The 16338-nt window shown below is 66.7% G+C and carries 19 protein-coding genes; 16 read left to right on the forward strand and 3 right to left on the reverse strand.

Annotation, left to right across the window (positions count from 1 at the left end):
• Positions 1-60: 60 nt before the first annotated feature.
• From IB278_RS01290 to IB278_RS01315, 7 genes are all read left to right on the forward strand, one after another.
• A complete protein-coding gene (locus tag IB278_RS01290; protein ID WP_015867163.1) occupies positions 61-537 on the forward strand; it encodes a DUF2244 domain-containing protein in 477 nt (158 codons plus the stop codon).
• A 60-nt stretch (positions 538-597) separates the two neighbouring features.
• Positions 598-1776, forward strand: coding sequence for a cytochrome c oxidase subunit II (gene coxB, locus IB278_RS01295; protein ID WP_145740272.1), 1179 nt, complete (start codon positions 598-600; stop codon positions 1774-1776).
• Positions 1777-1822: 46 nt separating this feature from the next.
• Positions 1823-3454, forward strand: coding sequence for a cytochrome c oxidase subunit I (gene ctaD / locus IB278_RS01300; protein ID WP_015867161.1), 1632 nt, complete (start codon positions 1823-1825; stop codon positions 3452-3454).
• Between the two features lie 23 nt (positions 3455-3477).
• Entirely contained in the window at positions 3478-3603 is a 126-nt protein-coding gene (locus IB278_RS33785) for a cytochrome oxidase small assembly protein (protein WP_370878952.1), read from the forward strand.
• 28 nt (positions 3604-3631) lie between these two features.
• Entirely contained in the window at positions 3632-4258 is a 627-nt protein-coding gene (locus IB278_RS01305; protein WP_192322443.1) for a cytochrome c oxidase assembly protein, read from the forward strand.
• A complete protein-coding gene (locus IB278_RS01310) occupies positions 4255-4464 on the forward strand; it encodes a DUF2970 domain-containing protein (protein WP_145740275.1) in 210 nt (69 codons plus the stop codon). The genes IB278_RS01305 and IB278_RS01310 overlap by 4 nt, the downstream gene beginning before the upstream one ends.
• Before the next feature lie 70 nt (positions 4465-4534).
• Positions 4535-5416: a cytochrome c oxidase subunit 3 gene (locus tag IB278_RS01315; RefSeq protein ID WP_145740277.1), complete on the forward strand. Its 882-nt coding sequence runs from the start codon at positions 4535-4537 to the stop codon at positions 5414-5416.
• A gap of 74 nt (positions 5417-5490) precedes the next feature.
• Here the strand turns inward: IB278_RS01315 and IB278_RS01320 are convergent, their stop codons facing one another.
• Positions 5491-5712: a twin transmembrane helix small protein gene (locus IB278_RS01320; protein WP_015867156.1), complete on the reverse strand. Its 222-nt coding sequence runs from the start codon at positions 5710-5712 to the stop codon at positions 5491-5493.
• 36 nt (positions 5713-5748) lie between these two features.
• Here IB278_RS01320 and IB278_RS01325 point away from each other — a divergent pair, with 36 nt between their 5' ends.
• The 6 genes from IB278_RS01325 to IB278_RS01350 are packed head-to-tail and all read left to right on the forward strand — an operon-like array spanning position 5749 to position 10861.
• Entirely contained in the window at positions 5749-6558 is an 810-nt protein-coding gene (locus tag IB278_RS01325; RefSeq protein ID WP_145740279.1) for an SURF1 family protein, read from the forward strand.
• Positions 6542-7225 (forward strand): hypothetical protein, encoded by a 684-nt coding sequence (locus IB278_RS01330; protein ID WP_145740281.1) that lies wholly within the window; start codon positions 6542-6544, stop codon positions 7223-7225. Before IB278_RS01325 ends, IB278_RS01330 begins: the two co-directional genes overlap by 17 nt.
• Positions 7226-7231: 6 nt before the next feature.
• Positions 7232-8452 (forward strand): COX15/CtaA family protein, encoded by a 1221-nt coding sequence (locus IB278_RS01335; RefSeq protein WP_145740283.1) that lies wholly within the window; start codon positions 7232-7234, stop codon positions 8450-8452.
• Positions 8449-9354: a heme o synthase gene (gene cyoE / locus IB278_RS01340; protein WP_145740285.1), complete on the forward strand. Its 906-nt coding sequence runs from the start codon at positions 8449-8451 to the stop codon at positions 9352-9354. Before IB278_RS01335 ends, cyoE begins: the two co-directional genes overlap by 4 nt.
• A 24-nt stretch (positions 9355-9378) precedes the next feature.
• On the forward strand, positions 9379-9996 hold the full coding sequence (locus tag IB278_RS01345) for an SCO family protein (RefSeq protein ID WP_145740287.1): 618 nt from the start codon (positions 9379-9381) through the stop codon (positions 9994-9996).
• Positions 9997-10021: 25 nt separating this feature from the next.
• A complete protein-coding gene (locus tag IB278_RS01350; RefSeq protein ID WP_145740289.1) occupies positions 10022-10861 on the forward strand; it encodes a DNA alkylation repair protein in 840 nt (279 codons plus the stop codon).
• A gap of 52 nt (positions 10862-10913) precedes the next feature.
• On the opposite strand, the gene rpoH is transcribed toward IB278_RS01350, so the two are convergent.
• Both rpoH and IB278_RS01360 read right to left on the reverse strand, forming a co-directional pair.
• The gene (rpoH, locus tag IB278_RS01355; protein ID WP_145740290.1) at positions 10914-11855 is read right to left on the reverse strand and encodes an RNA polymerase sigma factor RpoH; all 942 of its coding nucleotides are present in this window, start codon (positions 11853-11855) and stop codon (positions 10914-10916) included.
• 146 nt (positions 11856-12001) lie between these two features.
• Entirely contained in the window at positions 12002-12466 is a 465-nt protein-coding gene (locus IB278_RS01360; RefSeq protein ID WP_145740292.1) for a DUF962 domain-containing protein, read from the reverse strand.
• A 165-nt stretch (positions 12467-12631) separates the two neighbouring features.
• On the opposite strand from IB278_RS01360, the gene IB278_RS01365 reads away from it, so the two are divergent.
• The 3 genes from IB278_RS01365 to IB278_RS01375 all read left to right on the forward strand — a co-directional run bounded on the left by IB278_RS01365 (position 12632) and on the right by IB278_RS01375 (position 16315).
• Positions 12632-13345, forward strand: coding sequence for a response regulator (locus IB278_RS01365; protein WP_192322444.1), 714 nt, complete (start codon positions 12632-12634; stop codon positions 13343-13345).
• 10 nt (positions 13346-13355) lie between these two features.
• Positions 13356-15149 carry a hybrid sensor histidine kinase/response regulator gene (locus IB278_RS01370; protein WP_145740295.1) on the forward strand — a complete coding sequence of 598 codons (1794 nt, stop codon included), beginning with the start codon at positions 13356-13358 and terminating at the stop codon, positions 15147-15149.
• Between the two features lie 128 nt (positions 15150-15277).
• Positions 15278-16315 (forward strand): hypothetical protein, encoded by a 1038-nt coding sequence (locus tag IB278_RS01375; RefSeq protein ID WP_192322445.1) that lies wholly within the window; start codon positions 15278-15280, stop codon positions 16313-16315.
• Positions 16316-16338 lie beyond the last annotated feature (23 nt).

The raw sequence follows: 16338 nt of genomic DNA on the forward strand, positions 1-16338 counted from the left end.
CGATCCTGTGGAGACAAGGGGTTGGGCAGCCGTCGACGCACCGATTTGCTGAACTCGCCCGTGTCGAATTCCGTGTTTCGTTTTGCCACCGTTTCAGGCCAGAACATCCACTGGTTCCTGAAGCGCAACTGCTCGGTGACGCCGAGCCAGCTGGGCTGGCTCTACGCCTCGCTGTGCGTGGTATCGCTCGGTATCGGCGCGGTCTTCTGGATGCTCGGTGCGCCGCTGGTTCTGCCTTTTGCCTGGCTCGAACTGGCCGCGGTGGGTTTCGCGTTCATGCTGTACGCACGGCACGCAACCGATGGAGAACGGATTGCGCTGCAGGGCGGCCGGCTGGTGGTGGAGCTCGAGAACGGTGGAGACTACGAGCGCACGGAATTTCTGCCGCACCAGGTGCGGATCGAACCGCAGGCCAGCGATCGTTCGCTGATCGAGGTCTCGGGTCAGGGTCGATCGGTCAGGGTGGGGCGCTATGTACGCCCGGAGTTGCGAGCCGCATTGGCGCGCGAGATTCGCATGGCGTTGCGTGGCGCCTGAGGGCTCGCGCGGCGCTGCACGGTTGGGTTTGTTGAAAAAAATTGAAGAAACGTGAACACGATGAAGAGCATTTGGCGCAATAAGTACAGGCCGGCGAATCTGTTGCTGGCGGCCGGCGCGGCTTTCAGCGGCGCGGCGCACGCAGTCAACGATCTGCCCGGCGGTCCGTCGGTGCGCCAGCTGAATCTTCCGCTGGGCGTCACCAAGATTGCGCAGGAACAGCATTTCCTGCATACGGTGATGATGATCCTGTGCACGGTCATCTTCGTTGCCGTGTTCGCGGTCATGTTCTATTCGATATGGAAGCACCGCAAGTCGGTCGGCCACAAGGCGGCCAACTTCCATGAATCGGTGGTGGTCGAGGTCATCTGGACCATCGTGCCCTTCATCATCGTGATCGTGATGGCGCTGCCCGCCACCAAGGTGCTGGTGGCCCAGAAGGACACCACCAACGCCGACCTCACCATCAAGACCACCGGCTACCAGTGGAAGTGGGGCTACGACTACCTGAACGGCGAAGGCGAGGGCCTGGCCTTCATCTCCACGCTCGACAGCTCGCAGCGCGCCATGTCCGACGCCGGCGCCAAGGGTGCCATGCCCGACGACTACCTCTTCAAGGTCGACAACCCGCTGGTGGTTCCGGTCCAGAAGAAGGTCCGCATCATCACCACCGCCAACGACGTGATCCACGCGTTTGCCGTGCCCCAGCTGGGCATCAAGCAGGACGCGATTCCCGGCTTCGTGCGCGACACCTGGTTCCGCGCCGAGACCGTGGGCGACTACTACGGCCAGTGCCAGGAACTCTGTGGCAAGGAACACGCCTACATGCCGATCCACGTGAAGGTGGTCTCGGCTGCCGACTACACGGCCTGGGTCGATGGCAAGCGCAAGGAAGCCGCGGCCAAGCTCGACGATCCAGGCAAGGTCTGGGCCCTGCCCGAGATGCTGACGCGCGGCGAGAAGGTCTATGCTGCCAACTGCGCGGCCTGCCATCAGGCCAACGGCAAGGGCGCCGGCCCGATCAAGCCTCTGGACGCCAGCCCCAAGGTGCTCGATGCGGACCACAAGGTGCAGCTGATGGTGCTGCTCAACGGCCAGAACAACGGTGCGATGCCCTCCTGGAAGCAGCTGAGCGACACCGACCTCGCGGCCGTCGCCACCTACACCAAGAACAGCTGGTCGAACAAGACGGGCCAGCTGGTGCAGCCGGCCGAAGTTCTGGCCCTGCGCGGCAAGTGACCGTGCCCAAGCGCCCCGCGACGAAGAAATTGCAAGGAACAACGAAATGAGTGCAGTCCTCGACCCCCACGGTCACGCCCACGACGGCCACGCACACGACGAGCACCACGCAGCGCCCACCGGCTGGCGCCGCTGGGTGTTTGCCACCAACCACAAGGACATCGGCACGCTCTACCTGCTGTTCAGCTTCACCATGCTGATGGTGGGCGGCGTGCTTGCGCTGCTGATCCGCGCCGAGCTGTTCCAGCCCGGCCTGCAACTGGTGAACCCCGAACTGTTCAACCAGTTCACCACCATGCACGGCCTGATCATGGTGTTCGGCGCCATCATGCCGGCCTTCGTCGGCTTCGCGAACTGGATGATCCCGCTGCAGATCGGCGCATCCGACATGGCGTTCGCGCGCATGAACAACTTCAGCTTCTGGCTGCTGATCCCCGCCGCGCTGATGCTCGTGGGCTCGTTCTTCATGCCCGGCGGCGCGCCCGCCGCGGGCTGGACGCTCTACGCACCGCTCACGCTGCAGATGGGCCCTTCGATGGACGCCGGCATCTTCGCGATGCACATCATGGGCGCCTCGTCGATCATGGGCTCGATCAACATCATCGTCACCATCCTGAACATGCGCGCCCCCGGCATGACGCTCATGAAGATGCCGATGTTCTGCTGGACCTGGCTCATCACCGCCTACCTGCTGATCGCCGTGATGCCCGTGCTCGCCGGCGCCATCACCATGACGCTGACCGACCGCCACTTCGGCACCAGCTTCTTCAACCCCGCCGGCGGCGGCGACCCGGTGATGTACCAGCACATCTTCTGGTTCTTCGGCCACCCCGAGGTCTACATCATGATCTTGCCGGCCTTCGGCATCATCAGCCAGATCGTGCCGGCGTTCTCGCGCAAGCGGCTGTTCGGCTACGCCTCGATGGTGTACGCCACCTCGTCGATCGCGATCCTGTCGTTCATCGTCTGGGCGCACCACATGTTCACGACCGGCATGCCGGTCACGGGCCAGTTGTTCTTCATGTACGCGACCATGCTGATCGCAGTGCCCACGGCTGTGAAGATCTTCAACTGGATCGCCACCATGTGGCAGGGCTCGATGACCTTCGAAACCCCGATGCTGTTCGCGGTGGGCTTCATCTTCGTGTTCACGATGGGCGGCTTCACCGGCCTCATCCTGGCCATCGCCCCGATCGACATCCAGCTGCAGGACACCTACTACGTGGTGGCCCACTTCCATTACGTGCTCGTGGCCGGTTCGCTCTATGCCATGTTCGCGGGCTACTACTACTGGGCACCCAAGTGGACCGGCGTGATGTACAACGAAACGCGCGGCAAGATCCACTTCTGGTGGTCGCTGATCTCGTTCAACGTCACCTTCTTCCCGATGCACTTCCTCGGCCTGGCGGGCATGCCGCGCCGCTATGCCGACTACCCGATGCAGTTCGCCGACTTCAATGCGGTGGCTTCGGTGGGTGCGTTCGCCTTCGGTCTCGCGCAGGTGTACTTCTTCTTCTTCATCGTGCTGCCGACCATGCTCGGCAAGGGCGAGAAGGCAGCGCAGAAGCCCTGGGAAGCGGCTGAAGGCCTCGAGTGGGAAGTGCCGTCGCCGGCGCCCTTCCACACCTTCGAGAACCCGCCCAAGCTCGATGCGACCGCGACCAAGGTGATCGGCTGAACGGCACCAGGCCGCCGGCTTGCATGACCACGATGACCACGCCCGAACAAAAAAGGAACAACCGCCGCATGGGGCTCACGCTGGCCTCCATTGCCGTGCTGTTCTTTCTCGGATTCCTGGTCCGCATGATCTGGTTCGGCGGACGCTGAAGCAGACGCCAACGGAGCCGTCCACGTCATGAGCCTCGGTCAACGCATCAAGCGCGCCAATGTCCGCATGGTCGGCAAGCTGGCCGTGGTGACCTGCGGCATGTTCGCGTTCGGCTATGCCCTGGTGCCGCTCTATCGCGCCATCTGCGAAATGACCGGCATCAACATCCTCGCGCTCAACGAGCTCGAGGTGCCGGGCGGCGCGAGCGGCGGCAAGAACGTGCGCGTGCCCGACAACACGCAGGTCGACACCACGCGCACGATCACGGTCGAGTTCGACTCCAACGTGCGCGGCGGCCTCTGGGATTTCAAGCCCGCCGAGCGGACGATGCAGGTGCACCCCGGCCAGCTCAACACCGTGCTCTACGAATTCCAGAACGTGCAGAACCGCCGCATGGCGGCGCAGGCCATTCCGAGCTATGCGCCGCAGCAGGCCGCGCCGTACTTCAACAAGCTGGAGTGCTTCTGCTTCAACCAGTACACGCTCGACCCGGGCGAGAAGAAGCAGTGGCCCGTCGCCTTCGTGATCGACCCGAAGATCTCCAGGGACGTGAAGACCATCACGCTGTCCTACACCTTCTTCGAAGTCGGCGGCAAGACGCCCGCGGCGCCGGTGGCCGCTGTTTCGAATGCTGCCCATGAGCCCCGTTCGTGACCGCGCCGGACACGCCACCCAAGGCCACGCTGTGGGACACGGTGAAGGCCGTGTGCTGGTCGTTCTTCGGGGTGCGCAAGAAAAGCGCCTACCAGGACGACCTGGCCAAGCTGAACCCGCTGCACATCATCGCGGTGGCCTTTGCCGCGGTCATCGTTTTCATCGTCGGCCTGGTGCTGCTGGTGCGCTACGTGGTTGCGCCCTGAACCCGGTCCGCATGGCCCACGACATCCAGAACCCATCGAATCGAGAGAAGAAAGAAAGCCAGGAGCTGATATGAGTTCAACCACCCACGGCACCACGCCCTACTACTTTGTGCCCGGGCCGTCCGCCTACCCGGTCATGGCCGCGACCGGCCTGTTCTTCGTGATTCTCGGCGCGGGCCAGTGGATCAACGGCCACCAATGGGGCGCCTGGTCCCTGCTGGCGGGCATGGTCGCGTGGCTCGCCACGCTGTTCGTCTGGTTCCGCACCGCCATCGGCGAAAGCGAAAGCGGCCAGTACGGCCACAAGATCGACCTCTCGTTCCGCTGGAGCATGAGCTGGTTCATCTTCTCCGAAGTGATGTTCTTCGGCGCCTTCTTCACCGCGCTGTGGTGGACCCGCACCCATTCGCTGCCGGCACTCGGCAGCCTCGACAACGCACTGCTCTGGCCCGACTTCAAGGCCGTCTGGCCCAGCGTTGCCGCCGGCGCCACCGGTTCGCCGGCCGACATCGTCGAGCCCTTCCAGACCGTCGGCCCGTTCTGGCTGCCCACGATCAACACCGCGCTGCTGCTGAGCTCGGGCGTGACGCTCACCATTGCCCACCACGCGCTGCGCGCCGGCCATCGTGCCCAGACCATCCGCTTCATGTGGCTCACCGTGCTGCTCGGCGTGCTCTTCCTGGGCGTGCAGGGCTACGAGTACCACCACCTGTACACGGACCTGAACCTCAAGCTCAGCTCCGGTGCCTACGGCTCGACCTTCTTCATGCTGACCGGCTTCCACGGCCTGCATGTGTTCATCGGCATGCTGATGCTGCTGTTCATCACGCTGCGCCTGCAGAAGGGCCACTTCACGCCGGAGCGCCATTTCGGCTTCGAGGGCGCGGCCTGGTACTGGCACTTCGTCGACGTGGTGTGGCTCGGCCTCTACATGCTGGTGTACTGGCTTTGAGCGACCTCCGCGGCATGCAGAAAAAAAGGCGCCGGAAGGCGCCTTTTTCATGGTTCTCGTGGAACGAGCACCATCTACTTGCCGAGCGGGAGCCCGGTGGGCTGGATGTAGCCGAATTTCCAGGCCAGCAGCATGCAGAGGAACAAAAACACCGACAGGCCGATCCGAAAGGTGAGCGCGCGCGCCATGCCGCCGCTCTTGGCGCGCCCGTTGCGCCCGTCTTTCAGCATGTAGAAGAGCGCGAAGGCAAGGCTCGCGAAGATGCCCACGAAAACCAGGGCGACGAAATATTTCATGACCCCGATTATCGGCCGCACGCCTCATCCACTCCAGTGACGCCGGAACCCCTTCATTCCGCCCGCCCGAGGCCCAGGCGGGGCCGCTTCCTGGTGGTCACGCTGGCCGCGGTGCTGGCCCTTTCCGCCACAGTGTCGCTGGGCCGCTGGCAGTTGTCGCGCGCCGCGCAGAAAGAGGCGCTGCAGGCCGAGATCGAGGCCCAGAAGCAGAAACCGCCGCTGGCCCAGGCCGAGTTCCTGGCGCTCGAGGCGCCGGCCGGCGAACTGCACCGGCCCGTGCGGCTGCGCGGCCTCTGGCTGACGCCCCAGACGGTCTACCTGGACAACCGTCAGATGCATGGCGTGCCGGGCTTCTACGTGCTGACGCCGTTCGCCCTGGAAGGCAGCGACCAGGCCGTGATGATCCAGCGCGGCTGGGTGCAGCGCAACTTCAACGACCGCACGCAGCTGGGCGCGGTCGAGACGCCGCCGGGCATCGTCGAGGTCACGGGCCTGATCGAGCCGCCGCCGGGCCATTTGTTCGAACTCGGCAAGCCGGCTGCGGCGGCCTCGGCACCGGAATCCGCGGGGTCTTCGCCCATCCGGCAGAATCTCGACCTGGAAGCGTTCCGCGCCGAAACCAAGCTGCCGCTGCGGACCGATGTGTCGCTGCAGCAGGTCGGCCCCGCTTCCGAGGGGTTGCAGCGCGACTGGCCGGCCCCCGCTCTGGGTCTGGAGAAGCACTACGGCTATGCATTCCAGTGGTTCGGGCTTTCGGCCCTCGTGGTCATCCTCTATGTCTGGTTCCAAATCATTTCCCCCTACCGCCGCTCGCGGCGCCGCGCACGCGATGAACGCAGCCTCTGACGAACCGCTGGGCCTGACGGTGCACTCGATGCCGTCGCCCAACCAGGCGCTCGACGGCGCCGAGGGCCGCCGCACGGTGGCCGGGCGCTGGAAGATGATTGCCGTGATGCTGATGTGCGCCGCGCCCGTCATCGCGTCCTACTTCACCTACTACGTGATCCGGCCCGAGGGGCGCAGCGTCTACGGCGAACTCATCGATCCGCAGCGCACGCTGCCGGCATTCACCGCAACGGACCGCAGCGGTGCGCCGGTCGACCTGGCCACGCTCAAGGGCCAGTGGCTGCTGGTGGCGGTGGCCGACGCAGCCTGCGACGCGCTCTGCGAACAGCAGCTCTACCTGCAGCGCCAGCTGCGCGAAAGCCTGGGCCGCGAGAAAGACCGGCTCGACCGCGTCTGGCTCGTGAGCGATGCGGCGCCCGTTCCGGCGCGGCTGGACAACGGCCTGCGCGGCGCCACCGTGCTGCGCGTGCCGCCCGAGCAGCTCGCCAGGTGGCTCGCGCCGGTTCCGGGCCATGGGCTGGCCGAGCACCTGTACGTGGTCGATCCGATGGGCAACTGGATGATGCGTTTTCCGGCCCGCATGGACGCCGCGGGCGCCAGCCGCGCCAAGCGCGACCTCGACCGCCTGCTGCGCGCTTCTGCCTCCTGGGACGAGCCCGGCCGCTAGCACCGCATGATGGACACCGGCTCGCTCTACGACCTCACCCCCGTCGCCTGGCTGATGGCGGCCGGCGTGCTGATCGCGCTCGGCCCGCTGCTGTGGGTGTGGCGCCGCAACGCGGGCGCCGGACCGGCGCGCCGGCTGCATGCACTCACCGTGCTGACGCTGTTCCTCACCTTCGACCTCACGCTGTTCGGCGCCTTCACCCGGCTCACCGATTCGGGCCTGGGCTGCCCCGATTGGCCGGGCTGCTACGGCAACGCGAGCCCGGTGGGCGCGCGCCACGAGATCGCCATGGCGCAGTCGGCCCAGCCGACCGGTCCGGTCACGCACAGCAAGGCCTGGGTCGAGATGGTGCACCGCTACCTGGCCACCGGCGTCGGCGTGCTGATCCTCGCGCTTGCGGGCGCCACCTGGGTCGTGCGGCGGCGCCAACGCCGCGCGCCGCCCGCGCCGGGGGACGGCGAGCACGCCACGCTCAGCGCCTGGTGGCCCGCGCTCACGCTGGCCTGGGTCTGCCTGCAGGGCGCGTTCGGCGCGCTCACGGTCACCTGGAAGCTCTTTCCCGCCATCGTCACGCTGCACCTGCTGGGCGCCGTGGTGCTGCTGGTGCTGCTGTGCATCCAGGCGGTGCGCTACCGGCAGGCCGCCGCGGACCGCTTGCCCACGGCCGTGTCGCCCGCGCTGCGCAACGGGCTGATCGCCACCTCGGCCCTGCTGCTGCTGCAGATCGCACTCGGCGGCTGGGTCAGCACCAACTATGCGGTGCTGGCCTGCACCCAGTTCCCGACCTGCCAGGGCAGTTGGTGGCCGCCAATGAATTTTGCGCAGGGCTTCGAGATCTGGCGTCACCTGGGCGTGACCGGCAGTGGCGTGCCGCTCGATTTTTCCGCGCTCACTGCCATCCACTACGTGCATCGGCTGATGGCGTACGCCGTGTTCGCCGCGCTGGGCGTGCTCGCGTGGCAGCTGCGCCGCACGCCGCCGCTGCGGCCGCAGGCGCGCTGGCTCGCGGGGCTCGCGCTGCTCCAGCTGGCCACGGGCCTGGGCAATGTGCTGCTCGGCTGGCCGCTGCTCGCTGCGGTCCTGCACACCGGGGGCGCTGCGGCGCTGGCCGTGGTGCTGACATGGGCGCTGTGCGAGAGCCGTCGCGGGGCTGCGGCTGCTTTCGCACACGACAGAGACAAGGCGCCTGGCGCCCCACACAACAACCAGAGGGAGGCCGCCGCGTGAGCACGCCGATTTCCGTGCAGCAGACAAGTACTGCCAATGTGCTGCGCCAGTTCTATGCGCTGACCAAGCCGCGCGTGGTGCAGCTGATCGTTTTCTGCGCCCTCATCGGCATGGTGCTGGCCGTGCCCGGGCTGCCCTCGTGGGCCGACGTGCAGCGCGCCGCGCTGGCCTGCATCGGCATCTGGCTGGTGGCGGGCGCGGCGGCGGCGTTCAATTGCCTGGTCGAGAAGGGCATCGACGCCAAGATGAAGCGCACTGCCTGGCGTCCCACGGCGCGCGGACAGCTCAGCGACCTGCAGGCGCTGGTGTTCTCGGCGCTGCTGTGCGCGGCCGGTTCGGCGCTGCTGTGGTTCCAGGTCAATCCGCTCACCATGTGGCTGACCTTTGCCACCTTCGTCGGCTACGCAGTGATCTACACCGTGATCCTCAAGCCGCTGACGCCGCAGAACATCGTGATCGGCGGCGCCTCGGGCGCGATGCCGCCGGTGCTGGGCTGGGCCGCGATGACCGGCGACGTGGGCCCCGAGGCGCTGATCCTGTTCCTGATCATCTTCCTGTGGACACCGCCGCATTTCTGGGCGCTGGCGCTCTACCGCGTCGAGGACTACCGCAAGGCCGGCCTCCCGATGCTGCCCGTCACGCACGGCAACGAGTTCACGCGGCTGCAGGTGCTGCTCTACACCTTCATCTTGTTCGCGGCCTGCCTGATGCCTTTCATCTACGGCATGAGCGGCTGGCTCTACCTGGCGGTGGCGGTGGGCGTGAGCATCGGCTTCACGGGCTACGCCTTCGCGCTCTGGCGCAACTACTCCGATGCGTTGGCGCGCAAGACCTTCCGGTTCTCGCTGATCCACCTGAGCGTGCTGTTCGCGGCACTGCTCGTCGACCATTACCTCCGTTGATTGACTGATCGGACGCCCGTGCCCATGAACAAGCGAAATGCCCTGAAACTGATTGCCGGCGGTGCGGGATGGGCCGGCGTGGCCGCCACTCTTGGCCTCGGTCTTTCGGCCTGCAGCGAAGCCAAGCCCAGCTTCAATGCGGTCGACATCACAGGCGCCGACTACGCCCGCGACTTCTCGCTGAAGGACGCCGACGGCAAGCTTCGCACGCTGGCCGACTTCAAGGGCAAGGTGGTCGTGCTGTTCTTCGGCTATGCGCAGTGCCCCGATGTCTGCCCCACCACCATGACCGAGATGGCGCAGGTCAAGCAGCAGCTCGGCAGCGATGGCGACAAGCTGCAGGTGCTGTTCGTCACGGTCGACCCGGCGCGCGACACGCCCGAGGTGCTCAAGGCCTACATGGGCGCATTCGACCCGGCCTTCGTCGCGCTGATTCCCACGGCCGACCAGCTCGCCCAGCTCGCCAAGGACTTCAAGGTCTACTACAAGAAGGTCGAGGGCAAGACCCCCACCAGCTACTCGATGGACCATTCGGCCGCCAGCTTCGTCTACGACACTGACGGCCGGCTGCGGCTTTACGCGCGCTATGGCGCCGGCGCGGCGCCCATGGTGTCGGACGTCAAGGCGCTGCTCAAGTCCTGACCGGGCCGTGACCTATCTGCCTCCCATGGACGCCGCCGTCGCCGTGGCCTCCGTCGAGCACCTGAAGGCGCGCCGGGGCGCCTTCCGCATCGCTCTCATCCCGCCCGAGGTGCTGCGCGCGCTCAACGACGGGCTGCTCGAGACCGTCAACCTCAACGAATTCATGGCGCTCGAATTGCCGCAGCTCGCGCGCAGCGTGGCGGCCCATATCGGGCTGGATCCGGCGAGCGAACGGCTGGCCGACACCATCGCCATGCTCGGCGCGTTCAAGCCGATGCAGCGGCACGGCCATATTGCGCGGGCGCTCTACGACCTGGCGGCGCTGCATGCCGAGCGCGACGCCGTTGCCCACCGGCTGGCCACGCACGCAAGCGACGTCGCGCGCTGCTGGGCCGCGCAGTGGGTCACGCTCTCTGGCCTGCCGCTGGCGGCGCAGCTGGAGGCGGTGCGGCGCTTTGCCGCCGACCCGCACTTCGGCGTGCGCGAAATCGCCTGGATGGCGGTGCGCGATGCGGTCATCGGCTCGCTCGACGAGTCGCTTGCGCTGCTGCAGCCGTGGACGGCCGACGCCGATCCGAACATCCGCCGCTTCGCCAGCGAGCTCACGCGCCCGCGCGGCGTCTGGTGCGCGCAGATCGATGCGCTCAAGACCGAACCCTGGCGCGCGCTGCCGCTCATCGAGCCCTTGCGGGCCGACGCCAGCCGCTACGTGCAGAACTCGGTGGCCAACTGGCTCAACGACGCGAGCAAGACCGAGCCGGAGTGGGTCGACCGGCTCTGCGCGCGCTGGGTGGCCGAGTCGGACACACCCGCCACCCGCTACATCGCCCGGCGGGCCCTGCGGACGCTGGCCAAGCAGGCATGAAAAAAGCCCGGCGCGCGGCCGGGCTTGTTCGGGTGAAGCGCAGGGACGGGGCTCAGGCGAAATCTGCCAGCGCCTTCTTCATCTTCTTCATGGCCGCGACTTCGATCTGGCGAATGCGCTCGGCGCTCACGCCGTACACCGCCGCCAAGTCGTGCAGCGTCATGCCGCCCGAGCCGTCGTCGTTGACCTTGAGCCAGCGCTCTTCGACGATGCGGCGGCTGCGGTCGTCCAGCGCTTCGAGCGCGGTGGCGATGCCGTCGCTCGAGAGCCGGTCGCGCTGCTGCGACTCGAGCAGGGCGGTCGGCTCCTGCGTGGCATCGGCCAGGTAGGCGATCGGACCGAAGGCCTCGTCGCCGTCGTCCGACGGACCCGGATCGAGCAGCACGTCGCCGCCCGACAGGCGGGTTTCCATTTCCAGCACTTCTTCGGGCTTGACGTTGAGCCGGGTCGCCATCTGCGACACCTCGTCGGGGCTCAGCGTGTCGCGGTGCGTGCCGTTGTCGGCCGCAGCCGAGTCGGCCTTGAAGCCCTGCTTCATCGAGCGCAGGTTGAAGAACAGCTTGCGCTGGGCCTTGGTCGTCGCGACCTTGACCATGCGCCAGTTCTTCAGGATGTACTCGTGGATCTCGGCCTTGATCCAGTGCATGGCGTAGCTCACGAGCCGCACGCCCTGGTCGGGGTCGAAGCGCTTCACGGCCTTCATGAGGCCGACGTTGCCTTCCTGGATCAGGTCGCCGTGCGGCAATCCGTAGCCCAGGTACTGGCGCGAAATGGACACCACGAGGCGCAGGTGCGAGAGGATCAGCGCACCGGCCGCTTCGAGGTCGTTGTGGTCGCGCAAACGGCGTGCGAAGCCCTGCTCTTCTTCGAGCGTGAGCATCGGCAGGCGGTTGGCGGCCGAAATATAAGCATCCAGGTTGCCCAGCGGCGGCACCATCGACCATGGATTGGCGACGGCGAGCTGGTTGGCAGAGGCTCCAGACAGCGTGGTCATCAGGGGAAACTCCTTTGTATTGGGCATATTAGCACTCGATTAGAGGGAGTGCTAAACCAAGGGTTCCCCCTAAGTTTCTATCGCACCGATAGCCAAAGCTGTCAGCCGGACGGCGATACGGCCCGCGGCGGCGTCCGACCTGGGGATCACCAGCGGATACCGAGGCGCAAAAACAGCTTCGAAAGTACGAACAGCGGCCCCACCCAAAGATATTGGATGTCTTCGAAGAAAGAAGGTTTCCTGCCTTCGATCCTGTGGCCGATGAACTGGAAGATCCAGGCCACCACGAAGATGGCGGCGGAAATAGGCAGTACAAGGCTTCCCATGGCATGAACCAGCGCCAGCACGAGGGCCGTGCCGGCCAGCATGGCGGCCAGGAAGGCAGGGGAGCGCAGGGTGGCGTAGTAGACCAGGCTCGCGGCCACGAAGACGTAGGCGGCCCAGGGATGCAGCGCATACAGCAGGCCGACGAGGCTCAGCATGATGGCCGGGATCGCGGCGAAGTGAATCAGCTCGTTGGTCGGATGGCGGTGGCTTTCGCCATAGTGGGCCAGCAGCCGGTCGACCTTGCGCTCGCCCGCTGCCAGCGGGACATCGGCGGTGTGCATCATGCTTGTCTCCAAAACGCCGTTCGATGCGGCGGGTAGCGCATGGTGCTCCCGCGCGCAGTGGATGGCAAGTGCTATGAAAAGAAGAGCAAGCGCTGCCCCGAAACGGCGGCTACCCCATGACTTAGTGCACTGTTGCGCGCCGGGCGCGTCGCTAAGATCGACCGCGTGGCTTCGCTCGAATCTCCCTCCAACCCGCTGCCGCCGACCCTGGAGGGCGGCATCCCCGCGCATCCGCCCGGCGCGATCCTGGTGGTGGACGACCACGACCTGCTGCGGCTCGGCGTGCGCGCGCTGATCGAGGCGCAGACCGCTGCGTCGGGGGCGGGCATCGAGGTCTTCGAGGCCGCCAGCGCGGCCGATGCGCTGGCGCTCTACGAAAAGCACCGCGAATCGATCCGCCTCGTGCTGCTGGATCTGGCGCTGCCCGATACCCACGGCCTGAGCGGCCTCGCGGAATTTCGCCTGCGCCACCCGTCCGCCCGCATCGTGGTGCTGTCGGGCACTGGCAACACCTCCCTGGCACAGGGAGCGGTGGCACTGGGCGCGAGCGCCTTTCTTCCGAAGTCGGCGGACCTGAAGGAGGTGGTGGGATTCATCCGCGCCTGCGGCCTGCTCGAGCCCGGCGCGTCTGAAGCTCCCCCTCCCGCCACCGTGCCGAAGGCGCCCGGCAGCTATGCCGAATCGGCCCAGGCCAGCGCCTGGCAGGAGCTCACGCCGCGCCAGATGCAGGTGCTGCAATGGGTGCTCGACGGCAAGGCAAACAAGGAGATCGCCCAGCTCGCGAACCTGAGCGAAGGCACGGTGAAGAACCATGTATCGACCATCCTGCTGCTGTTCGGCGTGCGTTCGCGTGCGCAGCTGATCAGCAGCCTGCGTTGAGCCGCCGCGCATGGCCGACACGCCGCTGAACCAGCGCGTGCTGCGCGAGCACGTGGCGTCGGTCTATTTCAACTACAACGCCACCTTCCTGGCCCGCGTCGTCTTCGTGCTGGTGCTCGGTGCGTTCATGTACCTGCAGCTGGGCGACCCGATGGTGCTGCCCTTCGTCGTGCTGCACCTGACGCTGTATCTGTGCATGTACTTCACGCCGCGCTGGAATCCGTCGGTCCCGGCGGCGGACAGTGCCTGGTGGGCGCGCAGGATCACCCGCATCGTGACCCTGCTCGGGTTTGCCGATGCGCTGGCGCCGTGGATCTTCGTGCCCGCGGGCAACCTGCCGGTCACCGCCGCGCTGATGGTGGTGATGATGGGCAACTGCGCCCGGGCCGTGCAGTCCCTGCGGCCGCTGAAGGCGGCGCTGTTCGGCCACACGCTGCCCATGATGGGCGGGCTGATCGTTGCGCTGGCGTGGCAGCGCGATTCCATCCATCTCTTTCTCGCGGCCTTCGCCTCGATCTACCTTTTTCTCATGCTGCGCGTCGGCGTGCAGGAGCACAGGCTGCTGGCGGACTCGCTGGTCCTGCGCTTCGAAAAGGAAGCCCTGGCCGTGCGGCTGGAGGAGCAGATTGCCGCCACCGAGCGCGCCAGCCAGGAAAAGACCCGCTTCCTGGCCAGCGCCAGCCATGACCTGCGCCAGCCGCTGCATGCCATCGCGCTGTTCGGCGCCGCGCTCGAGAACGAGCTGCGCGGCCGGCCGGAGGAAGTGAATGCGCAGCGCCTGATGCGCGCCGTCAATGCGCTGGGCGCCTCGCTCGACATCATGCTCGACATCTCCCGGCTGGATGCCGGCGTGGTCACGCCCGTGCTTCAGGCCGTTCAGCTCGATGCCCTGTTCCTGCCGCTCAATCACACCTTCTCGGCCCAGGCCGAGCAAAAGCAGTTGCAGTTGCGCGTGCGCGCCAGCGGCTTGTGGGTGCGCAGCGACCCCCAGCTGCTGCATCGGATGCTGTCCAACCTGCTGGACAACGCCCTCAAGTACACCGCGCGCGGCGGAGTGACGGTGACGGCCCGCGAACGAGGGGAGTTCGTGTGGATCGAGGTGCGGGACACCGGCATCGGCATTGCGCCCGAGCAGTCGAGCCGGATCTTCGAGGAGTTCTATCAGATCGACAATCCTGGGCGCGACCGCTCGCGCGGGCTGGGCATCGGCCTGTCGATCGTGCAGCGGCTCTCGCAACTGCTGGGCCATCCGGTGCAAATGCATTCGCGGCTGGGTCGCGGCACCCACTTCCGCGTGGTGCTGCCGGCCGTTGCGCCGAAGGCCGGCGCGCTGGCCGGACACTTCCCGCCCGACGCTGCGGCGCCACGGCAGGAAAAGCGGCCCGGGCGAGCGGCGCCGGCACTGCCCGCGCGGGTGCTGCTGCTGGACGATGAATCGGAAATCCGGGAAGCCATGACGGGCCTGCTGCGCTCGCATTCGATCGACGCGCTCGCCGTCGCGGATGAAGCCGCCGCCGCCGCGGCCTTGCAGCAGGCGAGCAGAGAAGGGCGGGCCTTCGACCTGTTGATGTGCGACTACCGCCTGGCCGATGGTGTCGATGGGCTGGATGTCGGCCTGCGCCTGAGCGGCCGAGGACAAGGCGGGCCCGCGACCCCGTTGCTGCTGATCACAGGCGAGACCTCGCCCGACAGGCTGCAGCGTGTCCGGGAATCGGGCGTTCCCGTGCTGTTCAAGCCCGTGGCCACCGATTCGCTGTTCCGGATGATGGTCACAGCGGCAAGCTCGGAACGCCGCAGGATTTAGTACTTTTGAGCTCGTTGCCGGCAATTGGCAGGAATTGCCGGCAATGTCATGACTTTTGGCACTGGTGGCCCTCAGGCCCCTCGACATACCTTCCATGGGTCGCACACATCGATCAGGGAGGATTCCAAATGCGTTTCAAGCTTGCAGCGGTTGCGGCCGCAGTGGCCGCCACACTGGCCCTCGCGGCCTGCGGTGGCGGGGGAGGTGGAGGGGGTGGCGCATTGCCGATCGGCTGGGGCAACGGGGTTCCGCCGCCTCCCGCACCGGCTCCGGCGCCCGCACCGGCTCCAGCCCCCGCGCCAGCGCCAGCGCCGGCGCCCGCTCCGGCCACCCGCACCTTCATGTACGAGGCCTTGCCGCCTGCCGCCGACGCTGCGGCGTTTCTCGATCAGCTCAATGCACAGGGCGCCAGGGCCTTCCGCTTCTTCAGCGGCCTGGCCTTCCCCACCAGCCCGACCGGTGCGGAAGTCGTCGAGGCCTACGTGAAGGACGCCGGCACCACCTACGCCTTCGAGCTGCTGCCGGACACCGGCTCGGTCGCGGACCTGCAGGCCCAGCTCAACGCCCAGGGCGCCCGAGGTTTCAAGTGGGGCGGGCCCTATGTGGTCGGCGGCCAGATCCGCACGCTCTACCGCAAGGACAACGGCTCCGCATCGACCTACACCTATGCCGTGCTGGCGGCACCCACCGACAGCGCCGCCTATCTGGCCCAGATCAATGCGCAGGGCGGCAACGGCTACTACAGCGTCGGCGGTGCTTACATGGTTGGCGGAGCCACGGTGCTGGTCTTTCAAAAGGACGCGCAAGGCAGCGCCACCTACGGCTATGAAGCGCTGGACCAGCCCGGCAGCGACGCCGATTTCCTGGCGCAGCTCGAGGCGAAGGGCGCCCAGGGCTTCCGGTTCAAGACCGGTTATGTCTTTTCGGACGGCACGAAGCTGCTCTACGAGAAAGATCTGTCGCAATCGGCCACGTTCAGCTACCAGAACCTGCAGCCCGCGGCCAACAGCGCGGGCTACATCGCGCAGGCGAATGCCGAAGGTGCCAAGGGCAACGCCCTGGTGGGCGACTACATGCTGCCGGGTGGCCAGATCAGGACCCTCTACGTCCGGCCCGCCAACTGCAGCGGCTTTCTCTGCGATACCCGCTCGCTCTTCGGCTTTTGAGCGGCGCGTTCTGCTGCTGGCGC

The organism is Variovorax sp. VRV01 (assembly GCF_014852545.1).
Lineage (GTDB): Bacteria > Pseudomonadota > Gammaproteobacteria > Burkholderiales > Burkholderiaceae_C > Variovorax > Variovorax beijingensis_A.